At 31.5% G+C, this 18,294-nt stretch carries 15 protein-coding genes; 9 read left to right on the top strand and 6 right to left on the bottom strand.

All coding sequences use genetic code 11. From position 1 onward, the window contains the following. Nucleotides 1-15: 15 nt before the first annotated feature. The 4 genes from FGM02_RS05290 to FGM02_RS05275 form a co-directional block, all read right to left on the bottom strand. A complete protein-coding gene (locus FGM02_RS05290) occupies nucleotides 16-771 on the bottom strand; it encodes a UDP-2,3-diacylglucosamine diphosphatase (protein WP_394344434.1) in 756 nt (251 codons plus the stop codon). Between the two features lie 84 nt (nucleotides 772-855). Next, nucleotides 856-2,424 (bottom strand): S41 family peptidase, encoded by a 1,569-nt coding sequence (locus FGM02_RS05285; protein WP_139957269.1) that lies wholly within the window; start codon nucleotides 2,422-2,424, stop codon nucleotides 856-858. Beyond that, nucleotides 2,414-2,845 (bottom strand): deoxycytidylate deaminase, encoded by a 432-nt coding sequence (locus FGM02_RS05280; RefSeq protein ID WP_139957268.1) that lies wholly within the window; start codon nucleotides 2,843-2,845, stop codon nucleotides 2,414-2,416. The genes FGM02_RS05285 and FGM02_RS05280 overlap by 11 nt, the downstream gene beginning before the upstream one ends. Before the next feature lie 155 nt (nucleotides 2,846-3,000). After that, nucleotides 3,001-3,600, bottom strand: coding sequence for a HupE/UreJ family protein (locus FGM02_RS05275; RefSeq protein WP_139957267.1), 600 nt, complete (start codon nucleotides 3,598-3,600; stop codon nucleotides 3,001-3,003). Between the two features lie 224 nt (nucleotides 3,601-3,824). Here FGM02_RS05275 and FGM02_RS05270 point away from each other — a divergent pair, with 224 nt between their 5' ends. From FGM02_RS05270 to FGM02_RS05255, 4 genes are all read left to right on the top strand, one after another. Continuing rightward, nucleotides 3,825-4,727: a formylglycine-generating enzyme family protein gene (locus tag FGM02_RS05270; RefSeq protein WP_139957266.1), complete on the top strand. Its 903-nt coding sequence runs from the start codon at nucleotides 3,825-3,827 to the stop codon at nucleotides 4,725-4,727. 60 nt (nucleotides 4,728-4,787) lie between these two features. Further along, nucleotides 4,788-7,049 carry a tetratricopeptide repeat protein gene (locus FGM02_RS05265; RefSeq protein ID WP_139957265.1) on the top strand — a complete coding sequence of 754 codons (2,262 nt, stop codon included), beginning with the start codon at nucleotides 4,788-4,790 and terminating at the stop codon, nucleotides 7,047-7,049. Between the two features lie 245 nt (nucleotides 7,050-7,294). Further along, nucleotides 7,295-8,680 (top strand): DUF1800 domain-containing protein, encoded by a 1,386-nt coding sequence (locus tag FGM02_RS05260; RefSeq protein ID WP_139957264.1) that lies wholly within the window; start codon nucleotides 7,295-7,297, stop codon nucleotides 8,678-8,680. Nucleotides 8,681-8,690: 10 nt separating this feature from the next. Next, nucleotides 8,691-9,881: a DUF1501 domain-containing protein gene (locus FGM02_RS05255; RefSeq protein ID WP_139957263.1), complete on the top strand. Its 1,191-nt coding sequence runs from the start codon at nucleotides 8,691-8,693 to the stop codon at nucleotides 9,879-9,881. 149 nt (nucleotides 9,882-10,030) lie between these two features. Here the strand turns inward: FGM02_RS05255 and rpiB are convergent, their stop codons facing one another. Further along, complete coding sequence (gene rpiB, locus FGM02_RS05250) at nucleotides 10,031-10,462, bottom strand: ribose 5-phosphate isomerase B (RefSeq protein ID WP_139957262.1); 432 nt, start codon at nucleotides 10,460-10,462, stop codon at nucleotides 10,031-10,033. Nucleotides 10,463-10,603: 141 nt separating this feature from the next. Further along, nucleotides 10,604-12,490: a hypothetical protein gene (locus FGM02_RS05245; RefSeq protein WP_139957261.1), complete on the bottom strand. Its 1,887-nt coding sequence runs from the start codon at nucleotides 12,488-12,490 to the stop codon at nucleotides 10,604-10,606. 1,083 nt (nucleotides 12,491-13,573) lie between these two features. Here FGM02_RS05245 and rnr point away from each other — a divergent pair. From rnr to FGM02_RS05220, 5 genes are all read left to right on the top strand, one after another. Further along, entirely contained in the window at nucleotides 13,574-15,775 is a 2,202-nt protein-coding gene (rnr, locus tag FGM02_RS05240; RefSeq protein WP_139957260.1) for a ribonuclease R, read from the top strand. Between the two features lie 13 nt (nucleotides 15,776-15,788). Further along, nucleotides 15,789-16,265, top strand: a complete 477-nt coding sequence (locus tag FGM02_RS05235; RefSeq protein ID WP_139957259.1) for a hypothetical protein — start codon at nucleotides 15,789-15,791, stop codon at nucleotides 16,263-16,265. An 8-nt stretch (nucleotides 16,266-16,273) separates the two neighbouring features. Next, the gene (locus FGM02_RS05230; RefSeq protein WP_208021473.1) at nucleotides 16,274-16,972 is read left to right on the top strand and encodes a head GIN domain-containing protein; all 699 of its coding nucleotides are present in this window, start codon (nucleotides 16,274-16,276) and stop codon (nucleotides 16,970-16,972) included. Between the two features lie 77 nt (nucleotides 16,973-17,049). After that, nucleotides 17,050-17,247, top strand: coding sequence for a twin-arginine translocase TatA/TatE family subunit (gene tatA, locus FGM02_RS05225; RefSeq protein ID WP_139957257.1), 198 nt, complete (start codon nucleotides 17,050-17,052; stop codon nucleotides 17,245-17,247). A gap of 226 nt (nucleotides 17,248-17,473) precedes the next feature. After that, complete coding sequence (locus FGM02_RS05220) at nucleotides 17,474-18,280, top strand: AraC family transcriptional regulator (protein ID WP_139957256.1); 807 nt, start codon at nucleotides 17,474-17,476, stop codon at nucleotides 18,278-18,280. The last annotated feature ends 14 nt before the right edge of the window (nucleotides 18,281-18,294 follow it).

Below are 18,294 nucleotides of genomic sequence, written 5' to 3'. Positions count from 1 at the left end.
TTTTACTTTATAGCATTATTTACTTTCTTCAAAAGGAAGTACTTTCATCTTTTCTCCATCAAATTCTCCATAGGTAAAATAAGAAATCCAATCGCCTAGATTTACATATTCCGAATTTTCTCCTATTGCAAGGGTCATTGGCAAATGACGATGCCCAAAAACAAAATAATTGTAGTGTTTTGTTTCTAATACTTCTTTTGAATATTGGATCAGCCATTCATTTTCTTCTCCTAGAAAAACAACATCTTCATCTCCTGAAATTAATTTATTTTTTACAGATAAATATTGTGCCAGTCCAACCCCAATATCTGGATGTAACCAACGAAAAAGCCATTTACAAATAGAACTTGTAAATACTTTTTTCATGCGTTTGTAACCATAATCACCTGGGCCTAATCCATCACCATGTCCAATTAAAAATGTTTTTTCGTGGAAGGTAAATTCTTTAGGTTCGTGGTACACCGGAATGTTTAATTCTTTTTCAAAATAATCATGCATCCAAAGGTCGTGGTTACCTACAAAAAAATGGATTTCTATGCCACTGTCTCTTAGTTCAGCAAGCTTGCCTAAAACCCGTATAAAACCTTTTGGGACTACTGTTTTGTATTCAAACCAAAAATCAAATAAATCACCGAGAAGAAATAACACATCGGCATCTTTTTTAATAACATCCAACCAACGCACAAATTTTTCTTCGCGAGCCTTGCTTTTTTCTGCTGTCGGTGCTCCAAAATGTTGATCTGAAGCAAAATATATTTTTTGTGCGGTCAATGTATTAATTTTTGTGTTCGACAAAGATACAATTTTGGAATCTCTGCATACTACTTCTAAAAAGAAGCACTCGCTTTGTGGTTTTTATTGCTTTTCCAATTCCAAAACTTTCTCAATCATTTTGTCTTGCTTTTGATTGATTTTATAAAATGCCACCTCATCATAAGCTTGTCTGGCAACCAAGGCTTTTAAATAATGCTTTACCAGTTTCTTTTTTTCAGCAGGAACCGGCTTGTCTAATTTTATATACTTTAAATATTCTTTAAGCACTTCATCATTTGCATCAAATGACGCATTGAAATCTTCAAAACTTAACGCTTCCATTTTCTTACGATGCTTATCGGCATATTCAAAAGTAAAATTATTAAGACTGTTGAAATAAAAATTTTCTAAATAAGCTGTGGTGTCAATGGCTACAAAAACATCAGGAATAATTCCTCCACCGCCATAAACAACCTTTCCTTTTGGTGTTGTATACTTTAAAGAATCCACCACTTTTATACTGTCTTTCGAAAGTAATTCTCCACTTAAAATTCGATTCTGATGATCTAAAGAATAGGAATAGTTATCGTCTAAATTATAGGGTTTTTGAATAGATCTACCTGTTGGTGTAAAATAGCGAGCAATGGTCAATCGAACCGCAGAGCCATCTCCTAAGTCTCGTTCTTGTTGAACCAATCCTTTTCCAAAAGATCTTCTACCTACAATAACACCTTTGTCGTTATCTTGTAAGGCACCGGCTAAAATTTCACTTGCAGAAGCAGAACCTTCATCAATTAAAACATATACGTTTCCTTCTTGAAAACTTCCTTTGGCTGTTGCAAAAGATTCTTCAATTCTTCCTTTGTTATTTTCAGTAAAAACAATGAGTTTTCCTTCTTTTAAAAATTCATCAATAATAGCATTGGCCACATGAATAAATCCACCTCCATTTTGACGTAAATCTAACACCAAATTTTTAGCTCCTTGTTGTTGTAAATCTCCCAAATTATGTTTGAATTCATCATAGGATGTCATGGCAAAGCGGTCTAATTTTAAATACCCCAAACTATCGGTTAGCATATAGGCGACTTCAACACTTAAAATATCCACTTTATTTCTAACAATAGGAATATGAAGTATTTCTTGGGTTTGCCTTCTAAAAATTTCTAAATCAACTTTGGTGTCTGCAGGTCCTTTTAAAATTTTTACAATATCTCTACTTTGTAAATTTTTATTGTAAAGTGTGTCTTTATTGGCCAATAAAATTCGATCTCCAGCCAAAACACCTGCCTTTTCACTTGGGCCACCTTTAATGACTTTTGTCACCACCAAAGAATCATTGTTCATAAAAAACTGCACGCCGATTCCTTCAAAATTTCCTTGCATATTTTCATGACTCGCCAAAAAATCTTCTTTTGGAAAATACACAGAATGCGGATCTAATTTATCGACAATTCCTTTGATAACATCGTCTAATAACGCATCGGTATTTACTTCATCAACATAATCTTGTTCAATAAACTGCAGCAATTTACCAAGCTTGCTGTCGGTTTGATTGCTTACAAAATAATTGGACACTCCGTTTTCAAAATTAAAAAACGAACCCAAAGCAATTCCAAAAGCGACGGCTATCCCTAATAATAAGGGCAAATTATTTTTATTATTCAGCATATCCTTCTAAATGTATTACTTCAATTCCTGCTTGTAAAAGAAAATCTACTCCCGATAAATCTTTATAAGCACGTGCATAAACGACTCTGGTAATCCCCGCTTGTAAAATTAGTTTACTACAATCTCTACAAGGAGATAAGGTGATGTACAAAGTAGCTCCTTTTGACGACTGTGTAGACGCGGCAACTTTTAAAATCGCATTTGCTTCGGCATGTAACACCATCCATTTTGTTTCTCCTGAATCATTTTCACAACAATTGTCGAACCCCGTAGGCGCCCCATTAAAACCATCAGAAATAATCATTCTTCCTTTTACGATTAACGCCCCAACCTGTTTTCTTTTGCAATGTGATAATTTACCCCATTCAAAAGCCATGTTGATATAAGCGGTATCGTATTTTAATTGTTTTTTTGCTTTCATATAAATGGCAATTATTTCTTATTTATCGTTATCAAAAGTCGTAATTCTAAATACAACCTACAAACAACCTGAATTCTATTTTTATCTTAATAATTTTTTATAGCTCAAGCTCTCGACTCCGCTCAAGGAGACCTTCTTATACATTTTAATTTTTCTTAAGATGTTATTATTTTCAAAAATGCATCAAATCTTTCTTCCATCATCGGAATAACAATTCCTACCACAATTGCGGAACAAACCAAAATCCAATCTCTTTTTGTTACTTTAAAAATTAAATGCAATAAGGCAAATAAAAGCAACATGACCACAGCAATTAGCACTTGAGCACCTTCAATACCTAAGGCAAATTCTACCAAAGGAATTAATTTTGAATCGGTGTCTGCCAACAGCATTTGTAAATAATATGAAAACCCTAGTCCGTGCACCCAACCAAAACAAAAGGTACACACCATTTTTAATTTTGTACTTGCTTTAGAGTTGAGTCCAAAAAATATATTTAATAGCGCGGTTACAAAAATGGTAAAAGGAATTAAAAATTCAATAAGTCCAACGTTTACTTCCAAAATTTTATAAGCGGCCAAAGCCAATGTTAAGGTATGCCCAACCGTAAAAATACTCACCAAATAAAGCAATTCTTTCCATTGTTTTGCAGTATAGGGAACCACTAATACTAACAAAAATAAAATATGATCGTAGGCTTTAAAATCTAAAACATGTGTTAGGCCTAACTTAAAATAAAGTAAAAAATCATTCATTAATAGCGAGTTAAATTTTGAAAATTTCTTTTAAAAAAAGAGAATTATTTTATGAAATTCAAAGATACACTTTGCATTTAATTTTAGCGGGTATTTATACTTTTTGGCAGAAATACATTTTAAGGCACTAAATTGGGACAGAGAAATACATTTTCATGAGTTAAATCAGGAGGCTTTTAAAATAAATCTAGTAATATTGTAGTCTTATTATTTAAAAGCAATTTATGAAACATATTATTATAACAGTTGCCTTAGTAGCCTCTGTCATTTCTTGTAAAGAAAAAACAAAAAAAGAAGCCGTGCCAACAAAAGTTGAACAAGCACCTTCTGTAGCTCCTACACCTGTAAAAGCAGATACTTCAAATATGGTTCATTTTAAAGGAGGTAAAATTACGATTGGTAGCGACAAAGGAACTGCTATAGAAAAACCCGCTTTTGAAAAAGAAATTGCTCCTTTTTATTTAGACAAAAACTTAGTAACTGTTGCTGAATTTAGAACTTTTGTAGAAGCAACAAATTATAAAACAGAAGCTGAAAAATTTGGAGATTCTGGTGTCTTTTTATTTGACCAAGGTCAATGGACTTTGATGCCTGGTGCAACTTGGGAGTATCCATTAGGAGAAACAGAAGCAAAATCTATAGACAATCACCCCGTAACACATGTAAGTTGGAATGATGCCAAAGCCTATGCTAATTGGGTAGGAAAAAGATTACCTACAGAATTTGAATGGGAATTTGCTGCAAAAAATGGAGGTAATTCTACCTACCCTTGGGGAGAAACTGTTTTAGTAAACGGAAAACACCAAGCCAATGTTTGGCAAGGAGCAACTGTGCAAGATGCCAAAATAGAAGATGGTTACAAACTAACTTCACCGGTTGGACATTATGGTGAAACGCCTGCTGGCTTAAGCGATATGGCAGGTAATGTTTGGCAATGGTGTGAAAACACTTTTGAATCCTATCCTGGAGCTGCACGACCAGATCCAAAAGATCCAAATTTTAAAACAACTAGAGGTGGTGCTTTTATGTTTGACCAAGCTTTAGAAAAAAGTTTTACCACTACTTTTAGAGCCAAAAATTCAATAGATACTTCGTTATTCAATACAGGTTTCCGTTGTGCAAAATAAATGATGGCTATTTTTCATCATTAAAAAAACTCATAGTCGAAAGGCTAAAAAACGTTTAGTATGCATCAGTTGAAGTTAAAATATAGCAGTTTATTAGGAATCTTATTTCTTTTTTTACTTTCCTGTCAAACAGAAAAGAAAGAAACCTACAAAGCAATTCCTAAAAGTGAAGAAAGGCCTATTTTTTCATCAACAAAACAAATACCTGATGCGCATTTTTTAGGCGATAAAAAATGTAAAGAATGTCATGAAAATCAGTTTGAAAAATGGGAGGGATCTCATCATGACAAATCCATGGACATTGCCACTAGAGAAACCATACTTGCCGATTTTAAAGGAGAGAAATTTTTTAGCCAAGGTGTGCACTCTAGATTCTTTGAAAAAAACGGAGAATTCTTTGCCAATACAGAAGGCCCAGATGGAAAAAATCACGATTACAAAATTGAATATGTTTTCGGAATTACACCTTTGCAACAGTATATCGTAAAATTTCCTGATGGCCATTACCAATGTTTGCGTACGGCTTGGGACAGCAAAAAAAATATTTGGTTCGATTTGTATCCAGACTTTAAAGTGGTGCATTCTGAATGGTTGCACTGGTCAAGAGGTGGTTTGAATTGGAACAATATGTGTGCCGATTGTCACTCAACCAATGTTCGTAAAAATTACGACCAAGAAACCCACAGTTACGATACCAAATTTGCTATTATTAATGTGAGTTGTGAAGCGTGCCATGGCCCAGGAAAACAACATGTTTCTGATGTAGCTACCCAAGGAGATAATTACCGAAATACGGGGACCATGCAAATGACTTTGGAAACAAAACCAAAAGAATTGGTAGATCAATGTGCTCGATGTCATATGCGAAGAGAACAAATTTCTGAAAAATTTAATTTTGAAGGAACCCTATTAGATCATTATTATCCGCAACTAATTACCTCACCAATTTACCATGCAGATGGTCAAATTTTAGATGAAGATTATGTTTACGGATCTTTTGTACAAAGTAAAATGTATCATAACAATGTTACCTGTACCAACTGTCATGATGCGCATACTTTAGAACGTAAATTTGAAGGAAATAAATTGTGTACTCAATGTCATATCAAAGAAACTTATGATACTGAAAAACATCATTTTCATAAAAATGGAACAGAAGGTGCTTTGTGTATCAACTGCCATATGCCAGGTAAATTTTATATGGGGAATGATTTTAGACGCGATCATAGTTTTAGAATTCCTAGACCCGATTTAAGTGTAAAATATGGAACGCCAAATGCGTGTACAGGTTGTCATAAAGACAAAGACGATACATGGGCGGAAGCAAAATTTATTGAGCAACACGGAAAACCAGATTACACGCATTTTTCAGAACTTTTAGCTCCTGGTATTACCAATGCACCAAATGCTGAAGCTTCTTATAGACAATTGGCAAAAGACACTACACAACCAGAAATCGCCAGAGCATCGGCAGTTATTGGCTTGGGTGCTTATAGAACACAGGCTACGGTAAAAGAATTACTTTCATTTTTAAATGACGACTCTGCCATGGTGCGTGCAAGTACTGTAGATGCCTTAAATGAAATAAATAGACCCGAATATTTAAACTATTTTATTCCTTTGTTAAAAGACCCTAAAAGAGTAGTTCGGGTAAAAGCTTTTAACGCCTTAGGTAGCGTAAAGGAAAGTCAGATACCTGATGATTATTTAGAGCTTTATAAAAAAGTAGCGGTAGAGTTTGAAACCTATTTAAAAATTACCTCTGATTTTGTAGGAGGTCGTGTAAATAGAGCCAACTATTTGATCAAACAAGGCGATTTAAAAGGGGGAATTAAATATTACGAGAGTGCACTTTCTATTGACCCAATAAATAATATTGTACGTACCAATTTGGCTAATTTATATTATAGAAATAGGGAGTTTGACAAAGCAGAAAAAGCCTTTAAAACCATTATTGAACAAGAACCCGCTTATGGTGCTACCTATTATTCATACGCTTTGTTATTGGCAGAATTAAAGCGAAACAAAGAGGCAATTGTACAAATGGAATTGGCAACTAAATACATGTCTGAAAACACTAGAGTGTATTATAATTTAAGTTTGTTATATGATGGTATTCAAAATTATACCATGGCAGAAGATGCCTTAATTAGAGGTTTGAAAATTGCCCCTAATGAAGAAAATTTATTGTATGCTTTGGCATATTTATATCAGAAAAATGGGCAGCTAGATAAAGCCAAAAATGTGACCATGAAATTGGTGCAATTGTATCCTAATAATACACAATATTATAATTTTTTACAGCAGTTAAATCAGCAATAAATAACGAATTCTATTTTCAATAAAGCCTTTCTTTTTTTAATTAAATCGAAAGGCTTTGTTGTTCTTACTAAGTTCTATTTTAATGTGTTTACGAAGTTAACCAATTAATACACAAACGGGTAGTTTTTGTAAAAAGAAATCAAGCTTGTCATTTAGAAGGCACTTGCAAAAAATAAACCTTCCTATATAATTAAACTATTTCGATTTCGTAAAGTCTATTAAAAGAACTAAACCTCGAAATCTTCATGGATAAAAAAGAAATACAGCATCTTTATTGGCGAGCAGGTTTTGGAATTGGTTTTGAAGATTTGAATAAAATCAAGAAAAAATCAAGAAAAACCATCCTAAAAAAACTCTTCTCTGCTTCAGAAAAAAGTAAGGACCTTGCAGTTGACTTATCTGAATATGAAAAATCATTGACAGATAGTTTTAAAAAAGTCAAGAATAAAACGACCGATCAAAGAAGAAAGGAGCAAAAATATTTACGTGAAAAAGGCATTGAATTGAACCAAGCTTGGATTCAAAAAATGGCTACTTCAGAAGCTTTGTTACGAGAAAAAATGACGCTTTTTTGGGCGAATGTATTTGTATGTGCCGACAACAATACCTGGAGTATTCAAAACTACAATAACACCTTAAGAAAACATGCATTAGGCAATTTTGGTCAGTTTGTAAAAGCAATTTCGCATGAGGCTTCTATGATCAGATACCTAAATAACAAACAAAATAAAAAAGGAAAACCGAACGAAAATTTTGCGCGTGAATTGATGGAATTATTCACTTTAGGAGCAGGGAATTATACGGAAAATGATATCAAAGAATCGGCTAGGGCTTTTACGGGTTGGAATTCTAAAAGAAATGGTGAATTTATATTTTCAAGAAAACAACATGATTTTGGCAACAAAACCTTTTTTGGTAAAACAGGAAAATTTGATGGTAATGATATTATAGATATCATTTTAGAACAAAAACAATGTGCCAAATTTATTTGTACCAAAGTCTACAAATACTTTGTTAACCCTGTTATTGATGAAGAAAATTTAGCAGAAATTACCGACTTATTTTATAAAGATTACGACATTAAAAAATTGATGTTTCATATTTTTAATTCCGATTGGTTTTATGATGAAAATAATATTGGCGTTAAAATAAAATCGCCTATTGAATTACTTGTAGGAATTCATAAAGTTGTGCCATTTAAATTTAAAAATTACAAACAACAAGTATACCTTCAAAAAATGATGGGACAAATATTGTTGAAACCCGTAAATGTTGCTGGTTGGAAAGGAGGAAAGAGCTGGATTGATTCCAATACTTTAATGTTCCGATTAAAACTACCTTCCATGCTATTAAACAATGCACAAATTAGTTTAATAGAAAAAGGAGATATTGAGGGTACATTTGAAGAATTCTACCAAAAAAGAAAAGGAAAAGGTTATTTAAAAGTAACTGTTGATTGGGATCATTTTGAAAAAAATTATTCTAAATCGGAAGAAAAAGATTTAAAAAGTACGCTACTTATAAGCAAAATTGATGTGGATACTGATGCCATGCTTGCCAATTTACAGATTGATAAATTGAAAGACTATTGCATTCAACTTATGTCTATTCCTGAATACCAACTTTGTTAAATACAACTCCATGGAAAGAAGAGAATTTTTAAAAAATAGTGCCTTAGCCAGCAGTGCGTTTATGGTACCAAGCTTTGTCAAAGCTTTTGAAAATGTTGCCAAAAAATCTTTAGGATTTAAAAAATTGGTGATTGTACAATTGGCTGGAGGAAATGATGGTTTAAACACAATTATTCCTTACAGAAACGATATTTATTATAAAGAAAGACCTCGATTGGCAATTAAAAAAGAAGACGTTTTAAAAATTAGTGATGACTTAGGTTTTCATAAAAATTTAGGACCTTTAAAAAATTTATACGATCAAGGATATTTGTCTATTATTAACAATGTAGGATATCCAAATCCTAACAGATCTCATTTCAGATCGACAGATATTTGGCATACAGCAAGTAATGCTGATGAATATTTATCTACAGGTTGGTTGGGTCGTTATATTGATACTTATGGAAAATTTCCATATACCGGTATTGAAGTAGATGATAGTTTGTCGCTTATCATGAAAGGGGAGAAAATGAATGGGATTGCCACTCAGAACGCAAAAACATTATTTTACACCACCAATACACCTTTCTTTAAAAAAGTGCTTAAAACACAAGAAGACGAGCATTTAAGTGAACATAACTTGGGTTATTTGTATAAAACTATGATTGAAGCGAATTCTTCAGCAACTCATATATACAATAAGTCCAAAACCTTTAAAAGTAGCATTTCTTATCCTAGCAATGCTTTTGGAAAACAATTAAAAACGACGGCAGAATTTATCAATTCTAATGTAGAATCCAAAGTATATTATGTGACTATGGGTGGTTTTGATACACATTACGCACAAGAAGGGCGACAAGATAAATTGTTAGATATATACAGTAAATCTATGGAAATGTTTGTCAAAGATTTAGAACAAAACGATACGTTTAAAGATACTTTGATTGTGACTTTTTCTGAATTTGGACGAAGAGTAAAACAAAACGGTTCGCAGGGAACAGATCATGGAACGGCAAATAATTTATTTATTATTGGAAAAAACTTAAAAAAACAAGGTTTTTACAATGAACAACCCAATTTAGCCGACTTAGATAAAAATGGGGATTTAAAATACAAAGTAGATTTTAGAGATATTTATGCCACCGTTTTAGAAAATTGGATGGAGGTAGATGATGAAAAAATATTGAATAAATCTTTCGGAAAGATGGATTTTATATAGTTTTAGTTTTTTTGAGACTTGGTTGGTCTCAAGGTTGTTTGTAAAGGAATTACTTTCATTGGTAATTCCTTTTTTTTGCTAAAAGAACAAACAAAAAAGAGAACCTAAATTAGGTTCTCTTTTTATTTTATTAATCGCATTATAGTGTATTAACTACAGCTAATTTTATCAACTCTATTTTGGTGGCGACCTCCTTCAAATTCAGTGTTTAAAAAAGTTTCAACCATAGCTACTGCTTGTGGTATAGATGTATAACGCGCAGGAATACACAAAACATTTGCGTTGTTGTGTTGTTTGATCAACTCTACAATTTCTTTAGTCCAACACAAACCAGCACGTACATTTGCATATTTATTTGCAGTCATAGCTACTCCATTTGCACTACCACAAATTAAGATTCCTAAATCTACTTGTTTTGTATCCACAGCCCCAGCAACTTTGTGTGCAAAATCAGGATAATCAACACTATCAAAACTATCTGTACCGTAATTAGTTACCGTAATTCCTTTACTTTCTAATACTTCTACGATTGCCGATTTATAATCTGGACCCGCATGATCATTTCCTATTGCTATTGTCATTTTTATTGTATAAATATTTTATTTGGCAAAAGTACAATAAATGACAGGAGTTGTCAAAACAAGCACTAAAATTCTACCTTTTAGTTTAAATAGCATGCTACTGAATAAAAATGTTCACCAATCAATCCTTGTAACTGTATATTATTTTTTGCTATACAATAAACTATAAGCATTACGCGTAATACCATCTGTATCTTTATGATAGTTAGTAAATCTAAGACTTGTATCACTTAGTAACACAATTTCTAAAGTACTCACTTGACCATCACTATAAGTGGTTACATTTTTATAAACATTAGAGCTGCCTTCTTGGGTAAAATCCTTAAGTTTTAAATTTACAGAATAGTTTGATGTTTCAGGAGTTTTCACAATAGATTCACAATCAACTTCATTTGTTTCACCATCAGAACTGTATGTTACATTATAAACAGTTCGATTTTCTGTTACTGAAAAATCTTCTTCCGAAATAGTCATTAAAGACGAATTCAAAGCATGTGTATTCAGGTATACATCACATTCTTCATTATAAAGTTCCTCAGTCAATGTTCCCATAGATTTTCCGTTGTAACTAATTGCTTGCCAACTACCAAAAAGTGGATTTTCTTTACAGGCTTCTTCTTCAGTTTTTCCTGTTTTTCCTTCCACACAAATATCACATTCCGACATAAAAGCATCACCTCCAAAATCATCGTTACAATCTTTCAATAATACATCTACGGACATGGAAGCATTCACATTTCCGAATTCTGAGTTCAAAGCAACACTAACACCCACACTCACTTTTTGAAGATCCGAATAATCTTCTCCTTTTTTTTTATCGAATTTTAAAGAAATTCCACCTCCTGAATAACTTGCTGTTTGCTTTAATTTAGAACTGTTATTAGAAATCGTTAACGCGTTATATTCTTCTTCCGTTATTGGTCTTGTATCTTTTAAAACTGGAGGTGCACTAGGATAATCAAGACTCGGAATATCGCTAAAAGGATTGTAATCATTTACAAAAGCAATGACAGAATTTATTTTTTCCGTAATTCCTTGCAAACTTTTATAATTAGACCAAACTTTGGCCATGATCGGAATTTCCGAATTTTCTGAAATATTACTCAAGGTTAGATGTATACCATAAGATTTGTTTTGCCCTTCATTTTGAATGTTATCGGCATTGGTTTTCGAAGCTGTTTTCGATTTATTTTGAGAATTTTCAAAATGTGCTTCTATCAATTCCAATTGCAAAGTAGAATAAGCATTCCAAGCTCTTACAGCAACTTTAAATGAAATAACTGCCGCTACTACAAAGGCTGCTGCCGCCAATGGATTCGCTACACTTCTAACTCCGGCTTGTATAGAGGTACCCAAGGTAAATACAGAACCTGCAAATAGCAATGCCAGCTTATTACTTTCACTAATACTTGTTTTGTTTTGAAGGTAAACTACCGATTCTTTCGATTTATTTTCTGCGGAAGAAGGATTTATTAAATTGGCAAACATTTCTTTATTTACCGTATAAAATTCTGCAAACTCCTTTTTTTCTTGCTCTGTTGCTTTGCTCCATATATCATCAAAAATGTCTGATAATTTAGAAACTTCTGCCACAGTACTAGCTTCCGTAATTTCTGATTTTGCAACTTCAACTTTATCAAAATAAGTATTACTTATTTCCTCTGGCGTATCATCCAAAACAATTTCATTAATCACATGATTGATAATATAGGTATCCTGGCCAATTTTAAAAGTCAAATCTACCACCGAACTACTGGCAGTAACATTTGCAATAGCATAGCCCCAAGTAACATCATCAACTTTATTAATTTGAATTTTTTCTCCGTTTAATTCTGCCTCAATACTTTCTTCTTGAAAAGGAATAGTATCTGTAGAAATTAAATTGACTTCATATTTAAAAGTAGCTCCACCATTAAAAACAAAGGTTTCTCCATCTTTTACAGGTGTTATCTCAATTTTATCACTTGATTTTGAACAGCTTAAAACAGTTATTAACAATAAAAAAGTTGCGAATTTTAAAATTTTCATAGTTATTATTTTTAATCTTTTAGTTTCGTCTTAAAAAATCAAAAATACAAGTTATACACAGCCGTAACAATACCCACTAATGAGTATTTATACCTATTTTATTTTAAAAATAAGCTTATCAACAGCTGTTCTAATAACTAAGTAATACTATATTGGTTTTATACGGTACTTTTATCATAAATACTGCTGTTATTTTAAAAAATCTAGATCGAAAACGCTTGGTTAAAATTCTCTTTTCTGTTTAGGTAGACTTATGAACAATTTCAACTAGCTAAACCTTTATCATTGAATCTATTAACAATTTGGTAACTTTTAAAAAAAAGGAAATATTTACAATAAGCCCCGCTATTAACAGGCTTTCTAACAACTTTTGTAAAACTCCTTAGTTTTAAACAGATTAGCTATATTATCTAAATGTTAACAAATAGCGGTAAAAAAACAACAACTAAATTTGCTTATTAAAACTAAAAAAACAATACAGCGAAGGGTAACACATACGCAAATTTATTTTCAATAAAATAACTTCTAGTTATTAACAATAATAAACATACTTGTTAATACTGAACAGAAGTAATTTTACATAGAATTTAAAGTAAACACTACTTTTCATCGACTTGTTAATAAGTACCCTTTTCTGTCTAGAAATAAAGCAATTAAATAACTCATAAAATGTTAATAGCTGTTTATTAAGTAGCAATAAGTAACAAATCCTAATAATAATTTACAAAGTTATGGTACTTATTCACACCCTATAATATACCATTATTGTTTTTTTAAATTTTAAAAGAAGAATAGTATATATATTATATATGTTTATAACTAAGTCAACTTTTGAAATTGTAGAATTGAGGAAGCTTACCATAATTCTTTTCTTAAATAAGTAGCTTGTGTTTTATAAAAAAGTGTACTAAAAATAAATAATGTAGCTTTGCAGTCACAAAAAGACGGATAATTAAGTTCAACAGAAATAATAGTTGAGCACTTCTTCACATCCAAAGCGTTAAAGATTACAAAATATTAATACTTCGTAATCTATATAGAATAACTTTATCCGTACTTTTAAGAAATAATAAAATTAGGTAAATGCCAAAAAAGAAAATTTATAAAAAGAAAGGTAACGTAGTTAGAGAATTGACAAGTAAAATTTTAAAAGTGTTTGGAAAGAATCCAAATAAAATATTTAACTACAAACAAATTGCTGGTAAACTTGAACTAACTGATGCTATTGGAAGGTCGCAAGTAATTAAAAAGCTAGAAGACTTAAAAGGTCAGGGGAAGTTAGAAGAAGTAGAAAGAGGAAAATACATACTGGTAGAAAATAAAAATTATTATACAGGAACGTTAGATTTAACATCTAGCGGAAACGCTTATTTTATCTGTGACGATTTTGAAAAAGATGTATTTATTCCATCTATCAACGTAAACAGAGGTTTGGATAAAGACACCGTAAAAGTGTATGTATACGACAAACGTAGAAGTTCTAAAAAAGAAGGAGATGTTGTTGAAATTATAGAACGCGCTAAAACTGAATTTGTTGGCGTTTTACAAGTCAGTAAAAACTTTGGTTTTGTTGTGCCAGATAATAACAAAATGTACACAGATATTTTTATTCCAAAAGATGAATTGAATGGTGCTGTGGATGGTGAAAAAGTAATTGCTACTTTAACAGATTGGCCACAAAATTCAAAAAATCCTTTTGGTAAAATTTCACAAATCTTAGGATTACCAGGAGATCATAATACAGAGATTCACAGTATTTTAGCTGAATATGGTTTGCCTATTGAGTTTCCAGCGCATGTAGAAAAAGAAGCAGAAGATTTAGATACGACCATTACGGAAGAAGAAATTTCGAAACGTAGAGACATGCGTAAAGATTTGACTTTTACCATAGATCCAAAAGATGCAAAAGATTTTGATGATGCTTTGTCATACAAGGTCTTAGAAAATGGAAATTACGAAATAGGAATTCATATTGCCGATGTTTCTCATTATTTGGCTTTAGATTCTGAAATGGAAAAAGAAGCGTATGAAAGAGCCACTTCCGTGTATTTGGTAGATCGTGTCGTTCCTATGTTGCCAGAAAAATTATCAAACGGTGTTTGTTCTTTGCGTCCACACGAAGAAAAATTAACTTTTTCAGCAGTTTTTGAATTGAATGAAAAAGCACAATTGGTCAACGAATGGTATGGTAGAACCGTTACCTATTCTGATGAACGTTTTGCGTATGAAGAAGCCCAGGTAATTATTGAAGAAGGAAAAGAAAATACCAAAGCAACTGTACCAGAAGATATTTCTATTAGAGAAGGTTCTTATGAGGTTTCTGAAGCTGTTGTAAATGCAGTGTTGAAGATGGATACTTTAGCAAAAATAATGCGTAAGAAACGTTTAAAAGACGGTGCCATTACTTTTGATAGAGTAGAAGTGAAATTTAATTTAGATGAAGAGGCGAATCCTTTAGGAGTTTTCTTTAAAGAATCTAAAGATGCCAATAAATTAATTGAAGAATTTATGTTGTTGGCCAACAGAAAAGTTTCTGAGTTTGTCAGTATCAAAGGTGGTCGACCGTCGAAAAATACGTTTGTTTATCGAGTTCACGATGAACCTAATGTAGACAAGTTAATGGCTTTGCAAGGAATCATTAATAAATTTGGGTATAGCATTGATTTAAAATCAAGAAAAACGACCTCTGATAGTTTGAACAAATTATTAACAGATGTGCATGGAAAAGGTGAATCAAATATGATTGAAACTTTAACCATTCGCTCTATGAGTAAAGCAGAATATACCACCAATAATATTGGACATTACGGTTTGGCTTTTGATCATTATTCTCATTTTACTTCGCCAATTAGACGATATCCTGATGTAATGGCACATCGTTTGTTGCAAAATTATTTGGATGGAAAACCATCGCCTAAAATTGAAGAATACGAAGAGAAATGTAAACATTCTTCTGAAATGGAATATTTAGCCACCAAAGCAGAAAGAGATTCTATCAAATACATGCAAATTAAATACATGCAAGATCATCAAGATCAAGAATTTGTAGGTGTTATTTCTGGCGTTACAGAATGGGGTATTTATGTAGAAATTATTGAAAATAAATGCGAAGGAATGGTAAGAACTCGTGATATAAAAGACGATTATTATATCTTTGATGAAAAGCAATATGCCTTGGTGGGACAGTCTACTAAAAATATGTACCAATTGGGTGATGAAGTAACGGTAAAAGTTAAAAATACTGATTTGGATAGAAAACATTTAGATTTTAGTTTGCTGCAATAAAAAAATTGTAATTATGAAAAAGCGAGTAGTTTCAAGAATTTTTAATAGAGCTTATTTTGTGCTATTATTTTTGTTTTTAATTATAGTAAATACTCCTTTTGAAATAAATCATTCAGTTTTAAAATCGGCCATCTATGTAGGCGTATTAATTTTGACACCTGCATTGCTTGTTTGGGATATCTATTTTTACAAACCTAAATTGAATAAAATTTATAGAATTCTATCTCCAATTATAGGTTTTGTTGTTATATTTTATCTAAATCCTATGGAAATATTAGACAGTTCTAATGTTTGGAACACTGAAAAAGTGTTGTTTGAAAGCAAAGAGGATCCCAATGTAAAAGTTGAAATACAAAAACAAAAAATGCTGACTTCTTCTATTTTAAAAACACGTACAGTGGAAGTAAGTTATTTGACCGATAAGATTCTAAAAATAAAAACGTATAATAAAGTTAATTTTGATAAAAATAAATGGAAAAAAATACAGTAAATAAGCTTATGAAATTGCAGAAAGTTTGTCTTTTGGCATTCCTGTTTTTGACAAATTTTATGTTTGCACAGGATGTAGTTATAAATGATGTTAAAAACTTTGATGAATTAAAAGTATTTAATGGTTTAACGGTAAATCTGATAAAATCGGAGGTTCAAAAAATAGAAATTTCAGGTGAAAAAGCTACAGAAGTTGTGGTAAGTAATAAAAAAGGAGTTTTAAAATTCACCTTAAAAGTAAAAAGTCTTTTTAAATCTGATAAAGTTGATATCAACTTGTACTACAATAGTATTATTGGCGAGTTGGATGCAAATCAGGGGGCTGTAATTACTTCCAAAGAAGTTTTTAAACAAACACAATTGGATGTAAGTTCTCAAGAAGGTGCTTATATAAAATTAAGTTTAGCGGTAGATTATTTGAAAGTAAAAGCCATTACTGGAGGAAACATTCAATTAAAAGGTACTGCAAAATCTCAAAGTGTAGATATAACTACCGGAAGTAATTATAATGGAACGGAATTAATCACAAAACAAACAGATATTTCTGTTACAACTGGCGGTGAAGCGAAAATTTTTGTGGAAGATATTTTAGATGCCAAAGTAAAATTGGGCGGAACGATAGAGTATTTTGGGAAAACAAAATCTGTTAAAACCACCAAGGTTATGGGCGGAAGTATTTTTAAAAATGGTGAAAAACTAGATATATAATCAGATATTCGAATTAACTAGCAAAAATTATATTATTTAAACAAAGTTATTATCTTTGTTTTCTAAATAAAAAAGAAATGAATTTATCAAGTATATTTTTAGGAATGATTGGTGGTCCACAAGTGATCATTATTGTGGTGGTTGTATTGTTACTTTTTGGAGGACGAAAAATACCAGAATTAATGCGTGGTTTAGGTAGCGGAATTAAAGAATTTAAAAACGCTTCTAAAGATGAAGATGCTGATAAGATAGACGATAAAAAAGATGCTAAATAAGTAGGATCTTTCTAAAATATAAAGCCTGTAAGTAACTACTTACAGGCTTTTTTTTGTTTTTAAATCATTTGCTCTATAGATAAAGAGATTCAAGCTAGTCTTCATATGTTAAAATTTAGAGCTTCCTTAAACTTTTTCGTTCTTTTACAGTCTCAAGCTATTAACAATAGTTAATAGCCTAACAAGTCTTTTTAATTGAGCTTACAAATTATTTAAAAGTGAAAGCATGAATGAAATTTTTACGATCAAAGATAAAATAAAAACCTCCAAGGCTATTAAAATAGAGGTTTTTAAAAAACATGTTCGTAAAACGGCAGCTCATAAGCACAATAAATATTTAGAATTGGTTTTCTTTACCAATGCCTCTGGTTTTCATACAATTGACAATCATAAAATAGAAGTAAAGCCTGGAACTTTTTTCGTTGTTCGCAAAGAACAAGTGCATTTTTGGGATTTAGATTCGGAACCCAATGGCTATGTTATTTTATTAAAAAAGTCCTTTGTTGATAACAGCCTAGATCTTGAATTGAAAAAAGTCATTGCTAAAATTTCTGCCATTACTTATCGTTATTTTGAATCTGCTGAGACGCTTATAAACTTATTTGATTTGTTAATCATCGAAAATAAATCTGAAAATAATACCATGATTTTGGAGGGTTTATTAAAGGCATTGTTAGCAAAAGTAATTCAATCAGATAATAATGTAACGCAAACAAAAATAGGTTTGTATTCAAAATTTATGGATGTATTAAATACCCAAGAAGTACAATTACAAACTGTAGATTATTACGCGACTATTTTAAATACCACACCACAAAACTTAAATAACTGCTGTAAAAAAGAACACAATACGACAGCTTCTTCCATACTAACCGATCGTATAATTATGGAAGCAAAACGATTGTTAATTTATACCGATTTAACGATTAGTGAAATTTCCTACACCTTATTTTTTAAAGACAATTCTCATTTTGGGAAGTACTTTAAACGAATTGTAGGAACTACACCCAGTGAATTTAGAAGTAATACGTAATAAAGACCATTTAT

The sequence above is a fragment of the Flavicella sediminum genome (assembly GCF_006381105.1).
GTDB lineage: Bacteria > Bacteroidota > Bacteroidia > Flavobacteriales > Flavobacteriaceae > Flavicella > Flavicella sediminum.
Note: the sequence above shows the minus strand (reverse complement) of the source record. Positions and strands in the feature narration are given on the sequence as shown.